This window comes from Minwuia sp., assembly GCF_048263705.1.
Lineage (GTDB): Bacteria > Pseudomonadota > Alphaproteobacteria > Minwuiales > Minwuiaceae > Minwuia.
The window spans coordinates 23,529-43,172 of the sequence record NZ_JBLXDV010000012.1; the positions used below are offsets into that span (position 1 = coordinate 23,529).

General features: G+C 63.9%; 19 protein-coding genes. 4 read left to right on the forward strand and 15 right to left on the reverse strand.

Going from position 1 to position 19,644, the window contains the following annotated elements:
* The first annotated feature begins 54 nt into the window (after window positions 1-54).
* Entirely contained in the window at window positions 55-1,785 is a 1,731-nt protein-coding gene (locus ACN0X7_RS15940; protein ID WP_417519051.1) for a hypothetical protein, read from the forward strand.
* Window positions 1,786-1,789: 4 nt separating this feature from the next.
* Here ACN0X7_RS15940 and ACN0X7_RS15945 read toward each other — a convergent pair whose 3' ends face one another.
* Genes ACN0X7_RS15945 through ACN0X7_RS15955 form a run of 3 tightly spaced genes read right to left on the reverse strand, consistent with a single transcriptional unit; the run spans window position 1,790 to window position 3,421 of the window.
* Entirely contained in the window at window positions 1,790-2,737 is a 948-nt protein-coding gene (locus ACN0X7_RS15945; RefSeq protein ID WP_417519053.1) for an ornithine cyclodeaminase family protein, read from the reverse strand.
* Window positions 2,737-3,084, reverse strand: a complete 348-nt coding sequence (locus ACN0X7_RS15950) for a LapA family protein (protein WP_417519055.1) — start codon at window positions 3,082-3,084, stop codon at window positions 2,737-2,739. Before ACN0X7_RS15950 ends, ACN0X7_RS15945 begins: the two co-directional genes overlap by 1 nt.
* A 25-nt stretch (window positions 3,085-3,109) precedes the next feature.
* Window positions 3,110-3,421, reverse strand: coding sequence for an integration host factor subunit beta (locus tag ACN0X7_RS15955; protein WP_417519057.1), 312 nt, complete (start codon window positions 3,419-3,421; stop codon window positions 3,110-3,112).
* Window positions 3,422-3,555: 134 nt separating this feature from the next.
* On the opposite strand from ACN0X7_RS15955, the gene ACN0X7_RS15960 reads away from it, so the two are divergent.
* The 3 genes from ACN0X7_RS15960 to ACN0X7_RS15970 all read left to right on the forward strand — a co-directional run bounded on the left by ACN0X7_RS15960 (window position 3,556) and on the right by ACN0X7_RS15970 (window position 5,777).
* A complete protein-coding gene (locus ACN0X7_RS15960) occupies window positions 3,556-3,867 on the forward strand; it encodes a hypothetical protein (RefSeq protein WP_417519059.1) in 312 nt (103 codons plus the stop codon).
* A 131-nt stretch (window positions 3,868-3,998) separates the two neighbouring features.
* The gene (locus ACN0X7_RS15965) at window positions 3,999-5,399 is read left to right on the forward strand and encodes a sensor histidine kinase (RefSeq protein WP_417519061.1); all 1,401 of its coding nucleotides are present in this window, start codon (window positions 3,999-4,001) and stop codon (window positions 5,397-5,399) included.
* Between the two features lie 57 nt (window positions 5,400-5,456).
* On the forward strand, window positions 5,457-5,777 hold the full coding sequence (locus tag ACN0X7_RS15970) for a hypothetical protein (protein WP_417519063.1): 321 nt from the start codon (window positions 5,457-5,459) through the stop codon (window positions 5,775-5,777).
* 83 nt (window positions 5,778-5,860) lie between these two features.
* Here ACN0X7_RS15970 and pnp read toward each other — a convergent pair whose 3' ends face one another.
* From pnp to lnt, 12 genes are all read right to left on the reverse strand, one after another.
* Window positions 5,861-8,032: a polyribonucleotide nucleotidyltransferase gene (pnp, locus tag ACN0X7_RS15975; RefSeq protein WP_417519065.1), complete on the reverse strand. Its 2,172-nt coding sequence runs from the start codon at window positions 8,030-8,032 to the stop codon at window positions 5,861-5,863.
* A gap of 118 nt (window positions 8,033-8,150) precedes the next feature.
* Complete coding sequence (gene rpsO / locus ACN0X7_RS15980) at window positions 8,151-8,420, reverse strand: 30S ribosomal protein S15 (protein ID WP_417519067.1); 270 nt, start codon at window positions 8,418-8,420, stop codon at window positions 8,151-8,153.
* A gap of 37 nt (window positions 8,421-8,457) precedes the next feature.
* Window positions 8,458-9,363, reverse strand: a complete 906-nt coding sequence (gene truB / locus ACN0X7_RS15985) for a tRNA pseudouridine(55) synthase TruB (RefSeq protein ID WP_417519069.1) — start codon at window positions 9,361-9,363, stop codon at window positions 8,458-8,460.
* A gap of 2 nt (window positions 9,364-9,365) precedes the next feature.
* On the reverse strand, window positions 9,366-9,767 hold the full coding sequence (rbfA, locus tag ACN0X7_RS15990; protein ID WP_417519071.1) for a 30S ribosome-binding factor RbfA: 402 nt from the start codon (window positions 9,765-9,767) through the stop codon (window positions 9,366-9,368).
* 38 nt (window positions 9,768-9,805) lie between these two features.
* Entirely contained in the window at window positions 9,806-12,439 is a 2,634-nt protein-coding gene (gene infB / locus ACN0X7_RS15995; RefSeq protein ID WP_417519073.1) for a translation initiation factor IF-2, read from the reverse strand.
* Complete coding sequence (locus ACN0X7_RS16000) at window positions 12,432-13,055, reverse strand: RNA-binding protein (protein ID WP_417519075.1); 624 nt, start codon at window positions 13,053-13,055, stop codon at window positions 12,432-12,434. Before ACN0X7_RS16000 ends, infB begins: the two co-directional genes overlap by 8 nt.
* Before the next feature lie 22 nt (window positions 13,056-13,077).
* Window positions 13,078-14,646 carry a transcription termination factor NusA gene (gene nusA / locus ACN0X7_RS16005; protein ID WP_417519077.1) on the reverse strand — a complete coding sequence of 523 codons (1,569 nt, stop codon included), beginning with the start codon at window positions 14,644-14,646 and terminating at the stop codon, window positions 13,078-13,080.
* A 5-nt stretch (window positions 14,647-14,651) separates the two neighbouring features.
* On the reverse strand, window positions 14,652-15,212 hold the full coding sequence (rimP, locus tag ACN0X7_RS16010; protein WP_417519079.1) for a ribosome maturation factor RimP: 561 nt from the start codon (window positions 15,210-15,212) through the stop codon (window positions 14,652-14,654).
* Between the two features lie 179 nt (window positions 15,213-15,391).
* The gene (gene trmB / locus ACN0X7_RS16015; RefSeq protein WP_417519081.1) at window positions 15,392-16,054 is read right to left on the reverse strand and encodes a tRNA (guanosine(46)-N7)-methyltransferase TrmB; all 663 of its coding nucleotides are present in this window, start codon (window positions 16,052-16,054) and stop codon (window positions 15,392-15,394) included.
* Between the two features lies 1 nt (window position 16,055).
* Entirely contained in the window at window positions 16,056-17,228 is a 1,173-nt protein-coding gene (metK, locus tag ACN0X7_RS16020; RefSeq protein WP_417519083.1) for a methionine adenosyltransferase, read from the reverse strand.
* 167 nt (window positions 17,229-17,395) lie between these two features.
* The gene (locus ACN0X7_RS16025) at window positions 17,396-17,851 is read right to left on the reverse strand and encodes a helix-turn-helix domain-containing protein (protein ID WP_417519085.1); all 456 of its coding nucleotides are present in this window, start codon (window positions 17,849-17,851) and stop codon (window positions 17,396-17,398) included.
* Between the two features lie 249 nt (window positions 17,852-18,100).
* Window positions 18,101-19,642, reverse strand: a complete 1,542-nt coding sequence (gene lnt / locus ACN0X7_RS16030) for an apolipoprotein N-acyltransferase (RefSeq protein ID WP_417519087.1) — start codon at window positions 19,640-19,642, stop codon at window positions 18,101-18,103.
* Window positions 19,643-19,644 lie beyond the last annotated feature (2 nt).

Consider the following 19,644-nt stretch of genomic DNA (forward strand, 5'->3'; position numbering starts at 1 on the left):
GCATAAGCATATTTTAACCGGTGCTCGGGTACCGTCGGGATGGATGGAGCGAGCATGATTTCTAGCAACGTGCATTACGAGGTTCTGGGGCAGCGCGGCGCGGCGTGGACCATTCTGGCTGTCGTCGACGATCAGGAGACCGCGGTCAGGAAGGCCCAGGAAGCGCGCGTGTCCTTCCGCTCGGTCAAGGTCATGCGGGAGCGGTTCGACAAGGACAGCAACACCTACCGTTCCGGTCAGATTTTCTTCTCCGGCGCGGAATCCAAGCCGTCCCGCTACAACGACGAGGAAATGCCCAGCATCTGCTGGCGGGTCGAGGATTTCTATTCCTATGAAGGCCGTCGTGCGATCAATCGACTGCTGCGCCAGGAACTGCTGGAATGGGGGCTGACGGCGACCGAACTGCTGCATTCCCCCGAAATGGTCCAGCGGCTGCAGGACAACGGGACATCCCTGCAGCGCGCGGTGCAGCAGACCGCGATCGCCCAGGTCAAGGAGACCGGACAGGGCGTCCAGGAACGCATCAAGCAGATCTACGAACTGATCGAAAAGGGCGTCGCGGCGCTTCGCCGTGACTCCGCAGCGTTTCCAGGGCTGAACGAAGGCGGTCTGGACGATCTGATCGTGCAGATCGCCGAAAAGGAAAGCCGTTCGTATCTGCTGCACGGCGCCCTCGCGGGCTATCTGGCCGGTGCGCGCGACTTCAACGACAAGATGAGCCGCATGCTGGGCATGGTGCGGGCCGATCATCCGCCGTGGGTGCATGAGGTGGCGGACACCTTCGTGGCCGAGCTGCTGTCGATCGGCAAGGTCCTGCATGTTCTGATCGGGAACACGTCATCGCTCAAGCACGAGATCGAGGGGGCGGCTTTCCTGTCGATCGGAGAGGTCAGTGCCCAGGATGAGCGCTTCACACCCGATGCACGGATGGTCAACCGGTTGATTGCCGCGGGCAAGCTGCCCTGCACCCAGCAGGCGCTGACGCGGTACATGATCGAGGCGATCAAGGGCAAGAGCCGGCTGGTCGAAGGTGATATCCTGGCCGAGAGCAAGGCCGTGGGTGAACTGGCTTCCGTACTGAAGCGGCCCGATGGCGAATGGATCGGCAAGTTGCCGATGGTCGAGGCCATCGGACGGCGCTGTGCCCGATGGCTGCATCCCGAAGCCATCTCGGAACTGCTTGCCGGCGCCGAAGATCCCAAGGTCAAGTTCGACCGCCTGCTGAAACTTGAAGCCAATGTCTTCGGCAATCAGAACAAGCGGAAGCTGGGCGAGTTCCTGATGCCCATCGTCATCTCGCCGCAGGGGGAGATGTACCTGACGACGGAGGGTGGCACCGTCACCCAGAAACTGCGGCGGCTGAAAGTGATGCAGGATGCCGTCATCGGCAGCGGCCTGCCGGACATGCATCGCCAGAAGCTGGCTATCAAGCTGGACGAACTGGCCTGCAAGGTGATTCGCAGCACGCAGCTGATCGAACGCGTGACGCAGGGCGAGGGGACCGTTGTGGAAAAGTGCTTCAGCCTGCTGCGCATGGTTGTCGATGGCTATTTCACGCGGGGCAAGGCCGACGAGATGGCCCGGACGGCGATCCGGCGTTCTCTGGCCATTCCGGACTTCGTCTCCGGATTTCTGGGTGCGGCGCGCACCAAGGAAGAGAAGATGATGAAGCTGGATGCGCTGAGCAGGCTGCTCACGCAGGCCGGGATCGAAACGCCCCCGGCCGATGCGCCGGCACCGGCATCGCCCGCCAGAAGCGACGACCCGTCCGCCGCGTCCGCCTGAGCCGTCAGGCCGGCGCGAGTCTCTCGGCGACCAGTCTCGCCGCCGCCAGATCTTCCAGTGCGGCACCCACCGATTTGAACAGCGTGATCTCTTCGTCCGACGACCTGCCCTGATGCTGTCCCGAGGACAGTTCGTGCAGGTCCGCGCGGATGTCATCGATCTGCAAGGCGCCCGACGCCAGCGGCTGGACGATGTCGCCGCCCTCCTTGCTCGCACCGGGGCGCGTATCGACGAACACGGACGCCCGTTCGACGGCCCGGTCGTCACTCTCGCGCATGTCGGGGCGGAACGCGCCGACGAGGTCAAGGTGCGCGCCCTGTTTCAGCCAGTCGCCCCTCACGATCGGCGCCGTCGACAGCGTTGCGCATGAGATCAGGTCGGCCGCACGCACCTCGGTCTCCAGATCGCCCGCCGGCCGGACGGAAAGTCCCTCCGCCGAGAGCGTTTCGGCGAGTGACGCTGCCTTGTCGGGATTGCGGTTCCAGATGCAGATATCGTCAAGTCCAGGACGTGCCGCGCGGTGCGCCCGGATCAGCATCGGGGCCAGTGCACCGGACCCGACCATCACCATCCGCCTGCTGTCGGCGCGTGCCAGGAAGCGGGCTGCGAGCGCGGAGGCCGCCGCCGTGCGCCACGCGGTCAGGCGTGTGCCGTCGATCAGGGCCACGGGCGCGCCGGTGCGCGCATCCAGAAGCAGATACTGTCCCAGGACGGCAGGATTGCCCTGCGCACTGTTGCCCGGAAAGACGGTGACCACCTTGATGCCCAGTGACTCACCGGGCTGCCATGCGGGCATCAGAAGCAGGGTGGCGTCCGGATCATCGGGAACGCTGACGGTGTGGTGATGGCGGACGGGCTGTTCGCAGCCGTCGCGGAACATGGCCAGCAGGGCGTCGGCCAGCCCGGTCTCGTCCAGCAGCCTGTCAACGGTATCGCCGTCGATGATCCGCATCAGACGGCTTCGGGGCCCCGAAGCGCGGGCTGGCTGCTGCGTGTGGCGTCACGATGCAGGGCTTCGTCCAGCGCCTTTTCCTTGACGGTCAGTTCGTTCTTCAGGTCGCCGGCCTGTCCTTCGGCACGGCGGGCGCGCCTGCGCACGGCACCGTCCCGCCACCAGACCACCAGACCGCCGATCAGGATGCCGACCAGCAGGCAGGCGAACATGACGATATAAAGCGGAAACTCGACAGAAAACGGAATCGGCTCCAGACCGATTCTCACATCCTGACGGTTGGAGATCGCAATCGAGATCCCGATCACGACTGCGATCAGAAACATCAGCAAACGAAGAATTTTCACAGGGCGCCCCGCACCATTGTGCTGCTCAGTCGGCGTTCAGCCGTTCCCGCAGCTCCTTGCCGGTCTTGAAGAACGGCACATATTTTTCCTGCACCTGCACAGCTTCCCCGGTGCGTGGATTCCGGCCGATGCGTTCCGGCCGGCGCTTGATCGAAAATGCGCCGAACCCGCGCAGTTCGACACGATTGCCGCTTGCCAGGGCACTGGTGATCTCGTCGAAAACCGTCGAGACGACACGTTCGAAATCCTTGTGACTCAGCTGCCGTTCGGGATCGGTCTCATCGTGCTGCTGACGGTGCCGCTCGGCAATACGCGAAATAAGCTCTGACCTGATCATGACATTCGCGTCCCGGTTACGTTCAAACAGCCCGCCGAGAATGCCAAACGGCAGGGCACAGCGTCAAGGCATCGAATGCCGTCCGCGTTGCATACGAAAATGTGAGTAGCCGTTAATTCCAATCTGATGCGTGAATGGTGACCTTGATGAGGCCGCGCGAAGATTGCCGCGGTTCATCTGTTCTGACCGAAAAGGCTTTACGTCACATGATCAAGAAAACTCTCACCGTCGCCGCCCTCGCAACCGTCGCCATGGCCGCGGCCGTGCCCGCCAGCTATGCCGCCTCGCATTCGTCGTGCGGTGCCGCGAAATCGTGCAACGCCTGCGGTGCCTGCAAGGCGTGCAAGGCCTGTAACCCCTGCGCGGCCAAGGCCTGCAACCCTTGTGCAGCCAAGAATCCGTGCGCGGCAAAATCCTGCAACCCCTGTGCAGCCAAGAAGAACTGATCAGGACGGGTCGGGCGGTCCCGATTTTCGGGGCCGCCTGCCATCCCTTGCTTTTCGTTGAGACGCGATCATTGGCCCGCAGCGATATTCTTGATTTTTCTTTTCGTCATTTCCCGTCGTAAGGTTCGCGCATGTCAGCCGAACCCGACTGGTCACACCGGCCATCCATCAGGCGCAGCCTTTCGTCACGGCTGCTGATACTGACCGTTCTATTCGTGATGGTTGCCGAGATCATGATCTTCGTGCCTTCGGTCGCGCGATACCGCGTCACCTATCTTTCGCAGATTCTGGACGAGGCGAACCTGGCATCGCTTTCGGTGCTGGCGGCACCCGACAACATGATCTCCGAGGAACTGAAGAGCAGGCTGCTGGAATCGGTCGGCGTCGACAGTGTCATCATGAAGCTGCCGCAGCGGCGCATGCTGTTGCTGGCCGATGACATGCCGCCTGCCGTGGCGACGACCTATGACCTGCGCAACGCGACGGTTGTCGAGATGATCACGGACACGTTCGAGACCCTCATGCGGGGCGGCGATCGAAAGCTCCGTATCATCGGCTATGCCAGCGGCGCGCAAGACGCCCATGTCGAGATCATCATGTCCGAGCGGCCCCTGCGTCTGGCGCTGCTCGACTATGGATGGAACATTCTCACCCTGAGCCTCTTCATCTCGATGGTCAGCGCGACGCTGCTGTTCTTCACGCTGCGCTGGATGTTCGTGAAGCCGATGCGCCGGATGACCGAGAACATGATCGCCTTCCGCAAGAATCCGGAAGCGGCCGAACTGCCGCCGCTGCCGGTCGGCCGCAGTGACGAGATCGGCCTCGCCTCGCACGAACTGATGGAGATGGAACGCAATCTGCGTCAGGCCCTGGTGCAGAAGAACCGGCTGGCGGCGCTGGGAACGGCAGTCAGCAAGATCAGTCACGACCTGCGAAACATACTCGCCACCTCGCAACTCGTCTCGGAGCTGCTGTCGGATTCCGTTGATCCGACGGTGCGCCGCGTGACCCCGCGATTGCTGCAGTCGCTGGATCGTGCCATCAGCCTGTGCGACCGGTCCCTGAAGTATGGCAGTGCGGACGAACCGCCCCCCGAATCCGTGCGTTTCCGGCTGCGCGATCTGGTGGATGAGGTCGGCCGCACGGTAACCCTGGATCCCGAGACATCGCCCCGATGGGTCAACAATGTCGATGCCGAGTTCGAGATCTATGCCGACCGCGATCAGATCTATCGCGTTCTGATGAACCTGGGACGCAATGCGGTGCAGGCGACCGGCCCGGACGGTGAGGTGCGGGTCTCCTGCGGGCACGCCGAAGCGGCAGCCATCATCCGTGTGACCGATACCGGCGGCGGCCTGCCGGATCAGGCGCGGGAAAACCTGTTCCGTCCGTTCGTCGGTCGTGCACGTGCGGGCGGTACCGGGTTGGGACTGGCCATCGCCCATGATCTGGTCGCGGCGCACGGCGGCACGATCGAGGTCGAACATACCGGCCCCGACGGCACCTGTTTTCGGCTGACCCTGCCGAACTGAGCCCCGGGTGCCGGAATCTTTACGGTTCTTTCAGGATCCGCGCGACAGACTGCCGGCATGAAAAACCTGCTTATCTGCCTTGGACTGGCGACGGCGCTGACGGGGTGCATCACCAACCCGTTCGTCGATCCCGATCCGGTCCTGAACACGCCCGTCGCCTATGCCGCGCACGTCTGCGACGTGGCTGGGCCGGAGGCGACCGCGTGTGTCAACGCGACGACGCAGGCGTCCATGAAATGCTATCGCACGCTGGGCCGGGTCAACTGTTTCCTGTCGGATGATCCGTTCGGGACCAACAGCTCTGCGCGATCCCTCACGGTACCCGTGGATGGAATGCGTGTGGTCACCGTGCCGACAGGGGCCGCGGCACCCTTCTGAACAGCGCTCCCCCCCTCACATGAAAAACCCCGGCACCTTTCGGGACCGGGGTCTTCCAGTTCGATGGTTTGTCAGGCCAGCGGTCAGTCGCGACGGCGCGGACGGCGGTTTCCGCCACCCGAACGTTCACGCTGGGGCAGGGGCTCGATACCCTCGATCTCCTCACCCGTCTCCTGATTGACGTAGCGCATCGACAGGCGAACCTTGCCGCGGTCGTCCACGTCCAGCAGCTTGACCCAGACTTCCTTGCCTTCTTCCACGACATCCGAGACCTTTTCGGTCCGGCCATCCTGCAGTTCCGAGACGTGCACCAGGCCGTCGCGGCTGCCGAAGAAGTTCACGAAAGCGCCGAAGTCCATCAGCTTGACGACCTTGCCCTTGTAGATGGCGCCGACTTCCGGCTCGGCCACGATGGAATGGATCCAGTCGAGCGCCTTCTTGGCGGCGTCGCCGTCGTTGGACGCGACCTTCACGGTGCCATCGTCATCGATGTCGATCTTGCAGCCGGTGACTTCGGTGATCTCGCGGATCACCTTGCCGCCGGTGCCGATGACGTCGCGGATCTTGTCGGTCGGCACCTTGATCACGCTGATGCGCGGCGCGGTATCGCGCAGTTCTTCACGTTCGGACGTGATGGCCTTGGCCATGCAGTCCAGAATGTGAGCGCGACCGCCGTGCGCCTGCTTCAGGGCGATGGACATGATCTCTTCGGTGATGCCGGCGATCTTGATGTCCATCTGCAGCGAGGTCACGCCTTCCGACGTCCCGGCCACCTTGAAGTCCATGTCGCCCAGATGGTCCTCGTCGCCGATGATGTCGGACAGGACGGCATAGCGATCGCCTTCCTTGATCAGACCCATGGCGATACCGGAAACCGGACGGCGCAGGGGCACACCGGCATCCATCATGGCCAGCGAGGTACCGCAGACGGTCGCCATGGACGACGAGCCATTGGACTCGGTGACTTCCGACACGATACGGATCGTGTAGGGGAAGTCGTCCTTGGCCGGCATCAGCGGATGCACGGCGCGCCAGGCCAGCTTGCCGTGGCCGATCTCGCGACGGCCCGGACCCATGCGGAAGCTGGTCTCGCCGACCGAGTAGGGCGGGAAGTTGTAATGCAGCATGAAGTGCTGACGGCTCTCGCCGGCCAGCGCGTCCACGATCTGCTCGTCCTGACCGGTGCCCAGCGTGGTCACGACCAGCGCCTGCGTTTCGCCGCGGGTGAACAGGGCCGACCCGTGGGCGCGGGGCAGCACGCCGACCTCGCACTCGATCGGGCGCACGGTCGAACCGTCGCGGCCGTCGATACGGGTGCCGGTGTCCAGGATGGAATTGCGAACGATGTTCTTTTCCAGATCCTTGAACGCATAGCCGACGGCAGTGCTGCCTTCCTCGTGGTCGCCCAGCGCTTCCATGACCTTGGACTTGGCGGCGCTGACGGCGTCCTGGCGGCCCGTCTTCTCGCGGATGCCGTAGGCTGCGGCGATATCGTCGCGTGCGATCTCGGAGACCTGGTTCATCAGCCCGTCGGTGTAGAGCGCGGGCGGTTCCTGCCAGGGCTCCTTCGCGGCCTTTTCGGCCAAGCTGATGATCGCGTCGATCACGTCCTGATAGGCCTTGTGGCCGAACATGACCGCGCCCAGCATCTCGTCTTCCGACAGTTCGTCGGCTTCCGATTCCACCATCATGACGGCGTCGCCCGTGCCGGCGACGACCAGATCCAGGCGGGTGTCCACCATCTGGCTCATGGTCGGGTTCAGGACGTATTCACCATCGATGAAGCCGACGCGCGCTGCACCCAGCGGGCCCATGAAGGGCAGGCCGGAAATGGTCAGCGCGGCCGATGCGCCGACCAGCGCGGCGATGTCGGCCTCGTTCTCCAGATCGTGCTGCAGCACGGTGCAGATGATCTGGGTGTCGTTCTTGAAGCCGTCGGCGAACAGCGGACGGATCGGGCGGTCGATCAGACGGCAGGTCAGGGTCTCAGCGTCGGAAGGGCGTGCCTCGCGCTTGAAGAAACCGCCGGGGATCTTGCCCGCGGCGAATGCCTTTTCCTGATAGTTGACGGTCAGGGGGAAGAAGTCCTGATCCGGCTTGGCCTTCTTTGCGGCAACCGCGGTGCACAGCACCATCGTCTCGCCATAGGTGACCATCACGGCACCCGTTGCCTGACGGGCGATCTTGCCCGTTTCCAGAACAAGCTTGCGCCCGCCCCAGATGATTTCCTTACGGTGTATATCGAACATTTGCATACCTTCTTTCAGCCCATCCGGGGCTGGTCCAGAGACCGGGCAGCGCGTCCGCCCCTGCGGATCGCGCCCCGAAATCCCGGTCTCGTCGCCGGATACCTCTGTACCCGGCGTCGTCGCGTCAGCGGCGGATGCCGAGACGCCCGATGAGGTCGCGATAGCGCGCCTCATCCTTCGACTTCACGTAGTCGAGAAGCCGACGCCGCTTGCTGACCAGTTTCAGCAGCCCGCGGCGTGAGTGATTGTCTTTCTTGTGGGTCTTGAAGTGCTCGGTCAGATTGGTGATCCGCTGTGTCAGGATCGCGATCTGCACTTCGGGTGAGCCGGTATCGCCATTGGCTTTGGCGTACTCGGAAATCAGTTCGGACTTGCGTTCCGCAGTGATCGACATCGGTTACTCCATTTTTTGTCCGAACGGTACTGACCGTTCAGAGATTGAATACACGCACCGGTTCGACCATTTCCGCCCGGTAACGCGCGAGCGCCACGGGTTTCTGATCATGCATCACACAGATCGTCTGGTCGTCCGGAGACGTGAAGTTGAGGACCCGTACAGGCTGGCCGTTTCGCAAACGGTTCGCCTGTTCGCCTGTCAGGGCCAGGGCCGGGATGTCGTCCAGCGCGGTCTCGACGGGCAAAAGGGCCTCATGGCCGGCGCGCTTATCGCACAGCGCAGTGAATTCCGCCAGTGAAATTGCCGATTGTTCGGTGAACGCGCCGACGGCATTCCGGCGCAGGTCGGCGACATGTCCGAACGTGCCCAGATCGCGACCCAGATCGCGCGCCAGACTGCGCACATATGTGCCCTTGCCGCAGACCATGCGAAAGCGGGCGTGATCGTCATCCGGCATGTCCAGCAGGTCCAGTTCGTGTATCTCGACCTGCCGTTCGGGGATGTCCTGCGGATCGCCCTCGCGTGCCAGATCATAGGCCCGTTCACCGTTGATCTTGATCGCGGAATAGGCGGGCGGCGACTGCCAGACGGTGCCCAGGTAGGCAGGCAGGGCAGCGCGTATCCGATCCGCGTCCGGCCGGTTGTCGCTGGTCGCGATTGCCGCGCCTTCGCGATCGTCGGTCTCCGTCTGGACGCCCCAGCGGATGGTGAAGGTATAGGTCTTCTCGGCATCCACCAGCATCGAGATGCACTTGGTCGCCTCACCGAAGGCAATGGGCAGGAGTCCGCTTGCCAGCGGATCGAGCGTGCCGGCGTGACCGGCCTTGCGCGCATTCAGCAGCCAGCGGGTCTTGTTCACCATGTCCGTCGAAGTGGGGCCGACGTCCTTGTCCAGAACCAGCCAGCCGTTCACGATATCGCCCTTCTTGCGCCGTCCCAAGCTCAGGACTCGTCCGCATCGAGGTCATTCCTGACGGCGTCCGACCGCAGGATGGAATCGATGTGCTGTGCGTGATTGAAGGTCTGGTCGCGCTTGAAGCTCAGCCGCGGCGCGTACTTCAGGTTCACGGCGCGCGAAATGCGACCGCCCAGGAACCGCGATGACCGGTTCAGGCCTGCCAGCAGGTCGTCCACATCGCCGCCGCCCAGCGGTTCGACGAAAACCGTGGCGTTGCGCAGGTCCGGCGACAGGCTGACTTCGGACACGGTGATCGATTTGCCGGCCACGCTGGGGTCCTGGACCTCGTCGCGGCGCAGAACCTCGACCAGCGCGTGCCGGATCAGTTCACCCACGCGCAACTGCCGGGTGCCCGGCCCGTCCGATTTGCTTCGATGGTGTCGCATTACCTGCCTGTTCTCGGCCCTTTTCAGGCACCCGCCGCTCAATCGAGCGTGCGGGCGATCTCCTGAATTTCATAGACCTCGATCTGGTCGTTCTCCTGGATGTCCTGATGGTTGGCGAAGGACATGCCGCATTCGCTGCCCTGCCGAACCTCGGCCACATCGTCCTTGAAGTGCTTCAGGGTGGCGATGACGCCTTCATGCAGCACGATGCCGTCACGCAGCTGGCGGTAATGCGCGCCGCGCCGGACCACGCCGTCGGTGACCAGGCAACCTGCGACCTTGCCGACCTTGGAGACGGCGAAGACCTGGCGGACATCCGCTGTACCGAGATTGATCTCACGGGATTCAGGCGTCAGTTCGCCGGCCATCATCTCGCGCAGATCGTCCGTCAGCTCATAGATGACGTTGTAGTAGCGGATATCGATGCCATCGCGTTCGGCGGCTTCGCGGGCCTGCTTGTTGGGGCGCGCGTTGAAGCCGAAGATCACGGCACCGGCGGATTTCGCGAGTCCGACATCCGTTTCGGTGATGCCGCCGACGCCGGCGTGGAGAATGCGGGCCTTGACCTCGTCCGTCGAAATCTTGTCAGCCGAAGCGACAATCGCTTCGACCGAACCCTGCACGTCACCCTTGACCAGGATCGGCACCTCGGTGGCCTGGCCTTCCTTGATCGCCGAGAGCATCTGCTCCAGCGTGCCGCGACTGCCGGCCGCCGCGCGCTGGTTCTGATCCCGGCGCTGGCGGAATTCGGCGACCTCTCGGGCCTTCGCCTCGCTGTCCACGACGATGAAGTCGTCGCCGGCGGACGGTGCGTCCTGATAGCCCAGGACCTCGACCGGACGCGACGGTCCAGCCTCGTCCATCCGGCTCTGGCTTTCGTCGACCAGCGCACGGACACGGCCCCAGGTCGCACCGGACACGAAGATGTCCCCAACCTTCAGCGTGCCGCCCTGGATCAGGACGGTCGCCACCGGGCCGCGGCCCTGTTCAAGCTGCGCCTCGATCACGGTACCGCTGGCCGACCGGTCCGGGTTGGCCTTCAGTTCAAGGATCTCTGACTGCAGAACGATGGCTTCCACCAGATTGTCGAGACCGTCGCCCTTCAGCGCCGAGATCTCGACCGCAATCTGCTCACCGCCCATTTCCTCGACGATGATGTTGTGCTGCAGCAGATCCTGCTTCACGCGACTCGGATCCGCTTCCGGCTTGTCCATCTTGTTGACGGCGATGATGATCGGCACACCGGCAGCCTGGGCGTGATTGATCGCCTCGACCGTCTGCGGCATCACCGAATCGTCGGCGGCAACCACCAGCACGACGATGTCGGTCACCTCGGCCCCGCGGGCGCGCATGGACGTGAACGCCGCATGGCCCGGTGTGTCGATGAAGGTCAGCTTGGCATCGTTGTCGGTCGTGATCTGGTAGGCACCGATATGCTGCGTGATGCCGCCTGCTTCACCGCGGACGACATCGGTCTTGCGCAGCGCATCCAGCACGGATGTCTTGCCGTGGTCCACGTGGCCCATGACGGTGACCACCGGCGGGCGGGGCCGCAGGGTCTCCTCGGCATCGACCGGTGGTGCGATCGCGTCCTCGACGTCGGACTCCGCGACACGCTTGATGGTGTGGCCGAATTCCTCGATCACCAGTTCCGCCGTGTCGGCATCGATCGTCTGGTTGATGGTCGCCATCACGCCCATGTTCATCATGGCCTTGACGACTTCGCCGCCCCGGACGGCCATACGGTTGGCTAGTTCGCCAACGGTGATCGCCTCGGGCACCACGACTTCGCGGACGATCTTGCCGGTGGCTTCCTGACCGCCGCCGCGTGTTTCACGCTTCTCCCGGTTGGCGCGACGGCGCATGGCGGCCAGCGAACGCTGCTTCTCGCCGTTGTCGTCCAGCGCCTGCGAAATCGTCAGCTTGCCGCTGCGGCGGCGATTGCCGCCGGGCTTGCCGCGTGTGCCGGGCTTTGCCGGCGCGGCACCGGGCTTGCCGCGCTTGGAACGTTCGCTTTCCGGCGACGGTTCGCCTTCAGCGGAGGCGCGGATACCGCTGGCCTGCTGGGCGCGTTCCAGGACGGCCTTGCGGCGGGCATCCTCTTCCTCGGCAGCGCGCTTCGCTTCCTCGGCGGCCTTCCGTGCGGCCTCTTCCTCGGCCTTGCGCTTCGCCTCAGCTGCTTCCTCGGCCTTGCGGGCTGCCTCTTCCTCGGCCTTGCGCTTCTCTTCAGCGGCGGCAAGGCGTTTGGCTTCCGCATCGGCGCGGGCCTTGCGGACGGCTTCCTGAGACTGTGCGGACTTCAGGGCGTTCAGGCGCGCGGCCTTCTCATCGGCGGTCAGGCGCGGCAGGACCACACGGTCCTTCTTCGCTTCCAGCCGGGCGCGTCCGTCGGGACGCTGCGCATCTTTCGGCTCTTCGGTCTTCGCCTTGACGATCTTGGCGACGTCCGGCTTCGGCGCTTCCTGCGCGTCACCGGGCAGCCGCACCTCTGGCGCCCCGTCGCGCTTCTGACCGCGCTTCTTCTTCTTTACCTCAACCTGGACGTTGCGCGCGCCGCGACCTCCGCCGGCACGCACGGCACCGCCCTGAGCCGTCTTCTTCAGCTCAAGCCGTCCGCCCCCACCCGAAACGGTCAGGGTCTTTTTCTCGCCAGATTGTTTCTGTTCAGTCATCTACGATCCGCTTTTCCATTACTCTGCCGTCCGGGAGGCCCATCATGAGCCTGTGTCTTTCCGCATCCCGAACAAATTTTCCGGCCAGCCGCCCCGGCGCGACCGCAGCATGTACCACATTTTCGCGCCCCAAGGCCAAACTCAATTCGTCGCGCCCGAAATGCGTCACCAGCGGCGCATCCCAGGCCATCTTTCTCGCACGGCTCTGCGCCGTGTCGCCGCCGTCTTCCGCGACGATCATGGCCCCGAACGGACCGCGTTCCGACGCATCCCGCACTTTCTCGTATCCGGCGACCACCTGACCGGCGCTCTTGGCGAGGCCCAGAAGGTTCATGCAGCGCCTGTGCAGCAGTTCCGTGACCATTTCCGCCAGATCGTCCGGCGGCCGTGCCGCCGTCCTGAAGGCACGTGGAAACGGGTTGCGCTTCGCGGCACGCGCGAAAACATCCCGATCCGCAGATATCCAGGCCCCGCGGCCCGGCAGCTTTTCCTCCAGGTCCGGCACCACGACGTCACCGGGTCCCAGGACAAACCGGATCATCGGTGCGGTTTCGCCGGAGACGCCGGTTACGATGCAGCGCCTCTCCGGCCCTTCGGTGCTGTCGCGGCGCGCCATACGCAGGCTCCGCCCTGCGCCATCAGGCCCCGGCCTCCTCCGAAGGTTCTGCCGCTTCAGCAGCAGGGGTCTCGTCCTCGTCATCGAACCAGTGAGCCCGTGCCGCCATGATGATCTCGTTGGCGTCCTCGACGGTCAGGTCGAACTCGCGCAACGGGGCATCCGAATCCGATATAAGCTCGTCCGACGCAAAGTCACCCAGATCATCCAGTGTTTTCACGCCTGCCTCGCCCAGCTTCACCAGCATGGGCGGCGTCAGCTTCTCGATGGCCGCCACCGCGTCCTCGACGCCCATCTCCTTGCGCTGCTCGTCCTGTGCCTGCTGGATACGCACCAGATGGTCCTGTGCACGCGATGCCAGTTCCTCGGCGACCTCCGCGTCGAAGCCCTCGATCTCCTCCAGTTCTTCCAGCGGCGAGAAGGCGACTTCCTCCACGCTGTCAAAGCCCTCGGCGACCAGCAACTGGGCGATCATCTCGTCCACGTCCAGCGCCTCGATGAACATCTCGCTGCGTTCCTGGAATTCCTTCTGGCGGCGTTCGGACTCTTCTTCCTCGGTCAGGATATCGATATCCCAGCCCGAGAGCTGCGAGGCAAGGCGGACGTTCTGGCCGCGGCGACCGATGGCGAGGCTGAGCTGATCGTCCGGGACGACCACCTCGATCCGGTTCTGGTCCTCGTCCAGGACCACCTTCATCACATCGGCCGGTGCCAGTGCGCTGACGATGAAGCTCGCCGGATCCGAGGTGAAGGGGATGATGTCGATCTTCTCGCCCTGCAGTTCGTTCACGACCGCCTGCACGCGGCTGCCGCGCATGCCGACGCAGGCACCGACCGGATCGATCGATGAATCGTGGCTGATGACGGCGATCTTCGCCCGGCTGCCGGGATCGCGCGCGACGGCCCGGATCTCGATGATGCCGTCATAGACCTCGGGCACCTCCTGCGCGAACAGCATCGCCATGAAACGCGGATGGGTCCGCGACAGGAAAATCTGCGGGCCACGGTTCTCACGGCGCACATCGTGGATATAGGCGCGCACCCGGTCACCGGGACGGAAGGTTTCGCGCGGCAGCAGCTCATCGCGCCGCATCACGGCTTCGGCACGGCCCAGATCGACGACGACGTTGCCATGCTCAGCGCGCTTGACCAGACCGTTGATGATCTCGCCGGCGCGGTCCTTGAACTCCTCGTACTGGCGCTCGCGCTCGGCGTCGCGGACCTTCTGGAAGATGATCTGTTTCGCCGACTGTGCGGACACGCGGCCAAAATCGATGGGCGGCAGCGGTTCGGAGATCAGGTCGCCGACCTCGGCGTCCGGATTCATCTCCCGGGCTTCCTTCAGTGAGATCTGGGTGGCCGCTTCCTCGACCTCCTCTACCGCTTCGCGCAGCCGCCAGAGGCTGATGTCTCCGGTCTTGCGGTCGATCTGGGCGCTGATCATGTGCTCGGCGCCGTAGGTGACCTTGGCCGTACGCTGGATCGCCTCCTCCAGCGCCTCCACCACGATCTCCGGTTCGATCGATTTCTCGCGTGCGACCGCGTCTGCGACCTGCAGCAGTTCCAGCCTGTTTGCCGTAGTGACCGCCATCTGCCTTACTCCGTCTGTCCTGAATGGGACGCCCCGTCATGCGACGTGCCCGATGATTTCGCGCCGGTTTTCCCGCGTGTCTTTTCCCGCGCCTTGCTCTCGCGCAGGCTCGCCTCGACCAGTCGATCCGTCAGCACCAGCTTTGCCTCGGCGACATCCGCCAGCGGGACCGACATCGCGGCTTCGTCCGCCGAAACGCCGGCCAGTTCGATATGGATCATGCCGTCTTCGAAACCGGTCAGGATGCCCTTGAACCGTTTCCGGCCATCGATGGGCCGGTCGAGTTCGATCTTCGCATCGAATCCCTTGTAGCGCTCGAAGTCCTTTGCCCGGGTCAGTGGCCGGTCCACACCCGGCGACGAGACTTCCAGCTGATAGGCTTCCGCAATCGGATCCTCGACATCCATCAGGGCCGATATGGCGCGGCTGACGTCCTCGCAGTCGTCGATGCCCATGGTGCCGTCGTCGCTGCGTTCGGCCATGATCTGCAAGGTCGGGCGACCGCCGCCGATGTAGCGCACGCGCACCAGATCATAACCCATCGCCTCAAGCGAGGGCTCGATCATGTCTCTAATGCGATCAGTCAGTCCTGAACTCATGGGATCTGCGACGTGCTCCGTGCCGGATTCAAATGCCACCACGCCGAAGGCAGAAACAAAAAAGTGGGCCCGTGGCCCACCCTTTGTGACGCTCTGAAACAGCGTTTACTGGTGTGAGGCGGATAATATGTATTTTGGGATCACAATCAAGCCCTGCGGACGAACTCGAAAAACACCGGCCTGTCACCCTTGTCGCGAGCTTTGCGCTCATACCGGGTTTCGAAATGATCGGCCGGCGACTGCCGCCAGTCATCGGCGCGCTCGGCCGTCCATTCGAACGCCGGATGATCCAGCAGGTGGCGCAGGATCCAGCGGGCGTAATCCATGTGGTCCGTGCCGATGCGCAGTCCCGCGCCGGGCCGGATGACCCGGGCAAGCCGGTCCAGGTTTTCCGGGTTGATGAAGCGGCGCTTGTTGTGCCGGGTCTTGGGCCAGGGATCCGGAAACAGAATGAACGTCCGCGCGATGCAGGCCTCGGGCATCGCCTCCAGCAGCGGGCGGGCATCGTCTCCGTGCAGCAGGACGTTGTGCAGGTCGCGTTCCTCGATTTCGGTCAGGGTCTTCGCGACGCCTTCCAGGAACGGCTCGCACCCCAGAAGGGTGACGTCCGGGTTCGCGGCGGCCTGCGAGACGATGTGCTCGCCGCCGCCGCAGCCGATCTCCAGCCAGATATCACCGTCGGGCAGGTGGTCCGGATCGGGCGTCAGACGCGGCAGCAGTTCGGCCAGCAGATCGTTCTGCCGCCGGCTCTGCTTCTTGCCCTGACGCCGCCCGTAGAACCTGAAGGGCGGGCCCTTCGACGCGCTCATCTCAGACGCCGCAGGCATCCTTCAGCGCATCCACCAGATCCAGCCGTTCCCAGGAGAACCCGCCATCCGCCGTCGCGTCGCGCCCGAAATGGCCGTAGGCCGCCGTGCGCTCGTAGATCGGGCGCATCAGGTTCAGGTGCTCGCGGATGCCGCGCGGGCTGAGGTCCATGACCTCCTGCAGCGCCTTCTCCAGCCTGGCCTCCTCCACATTGCCGGTGCCGTACAGATCGACATAGACCGACAGCGGCTTGGAGACGCCGATGGCGTAGGAAAGCTGAATCGTGCACCGCTCGCTCAGGCCCGCACCGACCACGTTCTTGGCCAGATAGCGCGCGGCATAGGCGGCGGACCGGTCGACCTTGGTCGGATCCTTGCCGGAGAAAGCGCCGCCGCCGTGCGGGGCCGCACCGCCGTAGGTATCGACGATGATCTTGCGGCCGGTCAGTCCGGCATCGCCGTCGGGTCCGCCGATCACGAACTTGCCGGTCGGGTTCACGTAGAACTCGTCTTCCTGGCACATCCAGCCTTCCGGCAGGGCGTTCACCACGAAAGGACGCACCATCTCGCGCACGTCTTCCTGGCTCAGGCCGTCGACATGCTGGGTCGAGACGACCACCGACGTGGCACCCACAGGTTTTCCGTCGACGTATTTCAGCGTGACCTGGCTCTTGGCATCCGGTCCGAACTCCGCGCGTTCGCCGGAATGGCGCGCCGCCGCCATGTCCCGAAGGATGCGATGAGACATGTGGATCGGGGCGGGCATCAGGTCGTCGGTCTCGCGGCAGGCGTAGCCGAACATGATGCCCTGGTCGCCGGCACCCAGATCCTTGTTGCCCGCCGCATCGACGCCCTGCGCGATATCGGCGGACTGTTCATGCAGATGAACCTGCACTTCCGCGGTTTTCCAGTGGAATCCGTCCTGTTCGTATCCGATGGCCTTCACGGCGTTGCGCGCCGTTTCCTCCATGATGTCCTTTGTGATCGACGCCGGGCCGCGCACTTCACCGGCCAGCACGATCAGATTGGTGGTCGTCAGCGTCTCGCAGGCCACACGCGCGTCGGGCTCGGCGGCGAGGAACAGGTCCACGATCGAGTCGGATACGCGGTCGCAGACCTTGTCCGGATGACCTTCCGAGACGGATTCCGATGTAAAGAGATAGTTCTGACGCGGCATCAAGCCCCTCCCATTTGACGGCTGCTGGGGTTCTGATCCCCGATCACAAGGCTGAGCGCTTTCTGGCAAGCCAGACCGATGCGGTCAAGCGTGACTGTTGAACGCTGCCCGCGGCGCACCGGGTTTGTGGCTGCCGTCACGGGGCGGACCGACAGGCGGGCAAATGGTCAGTTGTCGTCGAACTGGCCGCCGATCGCCTTGACCAGTTCAAACAGCCGCTTGCGGACGGCGGCGTCCGATATCTTGTCATATGCCCGGACGAATTCGAGGATCTCGCGGCGAAACAGGCGCTCTGAATCAAAGGGGGTCTGTCCGTTTTCCGAAAGGCCTGCGACTGCATCGGAGGCGTTTTCACCCTTGGCCGGCGCGCCTTCGAAAAAGAAGGAAGGCGGAACCTCCAGGATCTGGCTGAGCTCGAACAGACGGCTGGCACCGATGCGATTGGCACCGCGTTCGTACTTCTGGACCTGCTGGAATGTCAGTCCCAGCGCCTGCGCCAGTTTCTGCTGGCTCAGGCCCTTCAGGGTCCGGCACAAACGCACGCGGCTGCCCACATAGATATCTACCGGATGCGGATGTTCGGCCAAACTACTTCCCCTCGAGGCAATCTGTCTTTTCTTCATTGGGGCGACGTCCCGTGATCCTCGGTCGCCGCGCTCTCTATGGAATGCGGATCGTTTCGGGTCAAGTCTCTGTCGGGGGTGAACAAGAAACGGGACGGCTCTGTACAAACGTTCGCAAGTTTCGGCTGTGCACCTGATGGTTGCTTGATCACCTATTTTTCTTTCGAAGACATGTATCGGAGTAGCATCAACTTACCCGAACGGTTCTGTATTATGGTTAATGGCCCGGCAGGGCGGCTCTTGACCCGATCAGGAGGGTCTTTTGCGACGATTGACCCAACCGATGGCAACCATAAGTAGCAGCAGGCCAGCCCCCAACGGAACCGATCCGGTCTGTGAGAATATTGTGACCGGAACCGGTGCCGGGACCTGAGCCTGAATCGCGCCGCGCTGCCCCAGCGGCAATCGTTCGACGATTCGGCCATAAGGTCCGATGACGGCGGAAATGCCGGTACCCGCTGCACGGACCAGCGGCAGGCCCTGTTCGACGGCGCGGAAGCGCGAGATGGAAAAATGCTGGTCCGGCCCGGTCAGATTTCCGAACCACCCGTCGTTGGTGAGATTGAGCAACCAGCCCGGTCGCATCTCGCGCCGGGCGAGGGACGGAAAGATCGCTTCATAGCAGATCAGCACGGCCGCATCGGGCAGGCCCGGCAGTTCCAGCGTCTCGTTTGCTGGTCCGGGTGAGAAGTCGCCGCGGCCCACGGCCAGCTTTTCCAGTCCGGTCATCTGCAACAGGCCGCGCAGGGGCAGATATTCGCCAAAGGGAACCAGATGATGCTTGTCGGCGGTATCCACGATCGCGCCCGATCCGTCCACGGCGATCGCCGAGTTGAAGAATGCCGCTCGGTCGGGTCCCTGCTCGGCGCGTGGGGCACCGGTGATCAGAACGCCGCCTTGGCCGTCCTGACCCAGCCGGGCTGCCACATCGCCCAGCGCCCTGAGCTCGGCGGGTGAGTTCGCCAGCAGGAACGTAGCCGTCGTCTCGGGCCACACCACCACATCGGGCCTGGCTTTGTCCCGTGCGCCTTCGCTGAGCTGCAGGTTCGCCGCAAAGTGATCCTGCAGCAGATCGCGCCGCCACTTGTCGCGTTGGGCGATATTCGGTTGGATGATCCGGACAGTGAACTGTCCGCCATCGGCAACGTTCGGTGCCACCCGGAGAGCGGTCGCGCCGAAGACGATCGCGATCAGGCCGAGGACGGCTGCGGGTGTCCGGCGGTCCGACCGGTGCGTGACCGGCAGCGCAGGCAGCGCGAACAGCAGAACCGCCAGGAAACTGAGCCCGTAGATGCCCACCCATGCAGCAGGCTGCATCGCATAGACGTGGAATCCGAAGGCATAGCCGATCAGATTCCATGGAAAGCCCGTCAGGACCGTGCCGCGCGCCATCTCCATCAGCGTCCAGGCCGCAGCCAGTGCCAGCAACCGGCGCGGTCCGACCGGCGCCATGCGCCATGCGGCCAGCACGGCGATCGCCGGGAAAACGGCGAGCAGCGCGGGCAGGCCGAGAACCGGGAACGGGATCATCCAGGCGAATTTTTCCGGCTCGACCAGAAAGGCGGATGCGATCCAGTACAGCCCGGCGATGAAATGACCCCAGCCGAAGAACCAGCCGGTCCAGAACGCCGAACCGCCGCGTTCGCACCGGTTCATCAGGATCAGGAGACCGCCAAAGCCGATGAATCCAACCGGGAAGATGTGGAAAGGCGCAAATGCCAGCGTGGTCAACGCACCCAGGATGAAGGCTGCCGAAAGGCGTGCGATCACCCGTTTGCGTGCCGGTGACATGC

Coding starts and splice junctions, on each gene's coding strand:
- ACN0X7_RS15940 (WP_417519051.1), top strand. CDS start 55: ATGATTTCTAGCAACGTGCATTACGAGGTTCTGGGGCAGCGCGGCGCG.
- ACN0X7_RS16025 (WP_417519085.1), bottom strand. CDS start 17,851: ATGAAGAAAAGACAGATTGCCTCGAGGGGAAGTAGTTTGGCCGAACAT.
- pnp (WP_417519065.1), bottom strand. CDS start 8,032: ATGCAAATGTTCGATATACACCGTAAGGAAATCATCTGGGGCGGGCGC.
- lnt (WP_417519087.1), bottom strand. CDS start 19,642: ATGTCACCGGCACGCAAACGGGTGATCGCACGCCTTTCGGCAGCCTTC.
- metK (WP_417519083.1), bottom strand. CDS start 17,228: ATGCCGCGTCAGAACTATCTCTTTACATCGGAATCCGTCTCGGAAGGT.
- rimP (WP_417519079.1), bottom strand. CDS start 15,212: ATGATCGAGCCCTCGCTTGAGGCGATGGGTTATGATCTGGTGCGCGTG.
- ACN0X7_RS15965 (WP_417519061.1), top strand. CDS start 3,999: ATGTCAGCCGAACCCGACTGGTCACACCGGCCATCCATCAGGCGCAGC.
- ACN0X7_RS15955 (WP_417519057.1), bottom strand. CDS start 3,421: ATGATCAGGTCAGAGCTTATTTCGCGTATTGCCGAGCGGCACCGTCAG.
- ACN0X7_RS15945 (WP_417519053.1), bottom strand. CDS start 2,737: ATGCGGATCATCGACGGCGATACCGTTGACAGGCTGCTGGACGAGACC.
- infB (WP_417519073.1), bottom strand. CDS start 12,439: ATGACTGAACAGAAACAATCTGGCGAGAAAAAGACCCTGACCGTTTCG.
- ACN0X7_RS15960 (WP_417519059.1), top strand. CDS start 3,556: ATGGTGACCTTGATGAGGCCGCGCGAAGATTGCCGCGGTTCATCTGTT.
- rbfA (WP_417519071.1), bottom strand. CDS start 9,767: ATGCGACACCATCGAAGCAAATCGGACGGGCCGGGCACCCGGCAGTTG.
- ACN0X7_RS16000 (WP_417519075.1), bottom strand. CDS start 13,055: ATGGCGCGCCGCGACAGCACCGAAGGGCCGGAGAGGCGCTGCATCGTA.
- rpsO (WP_417519067.1), bottom strand. CDS start 8,420: ATGTCGATCACTGCGGAACGCAAGTCCGAACTGATTTCCGAGTACGCC.
- ACN0X7_RS15970 (WP_417519063.1), top strand. CDS start 5,457: ATGAAAAACCTGCTTATCTGCCTTGGACTGGCGACGGCGCTGACGGGG.
- trmB (WP_417519081.1), bottom strand. CDS start 16,054: ATGAGCGCGTCGAAGGGCCCGCCCTTCAGGTTCTACGGGCGGCGTCAG.
- nusA (WP_417519077.1), bottom strand. CDS start 14,646: ATGGCGGTCACTACGGCAAACAGGCTGGAACTGCTGCAGGTCGCAGAC.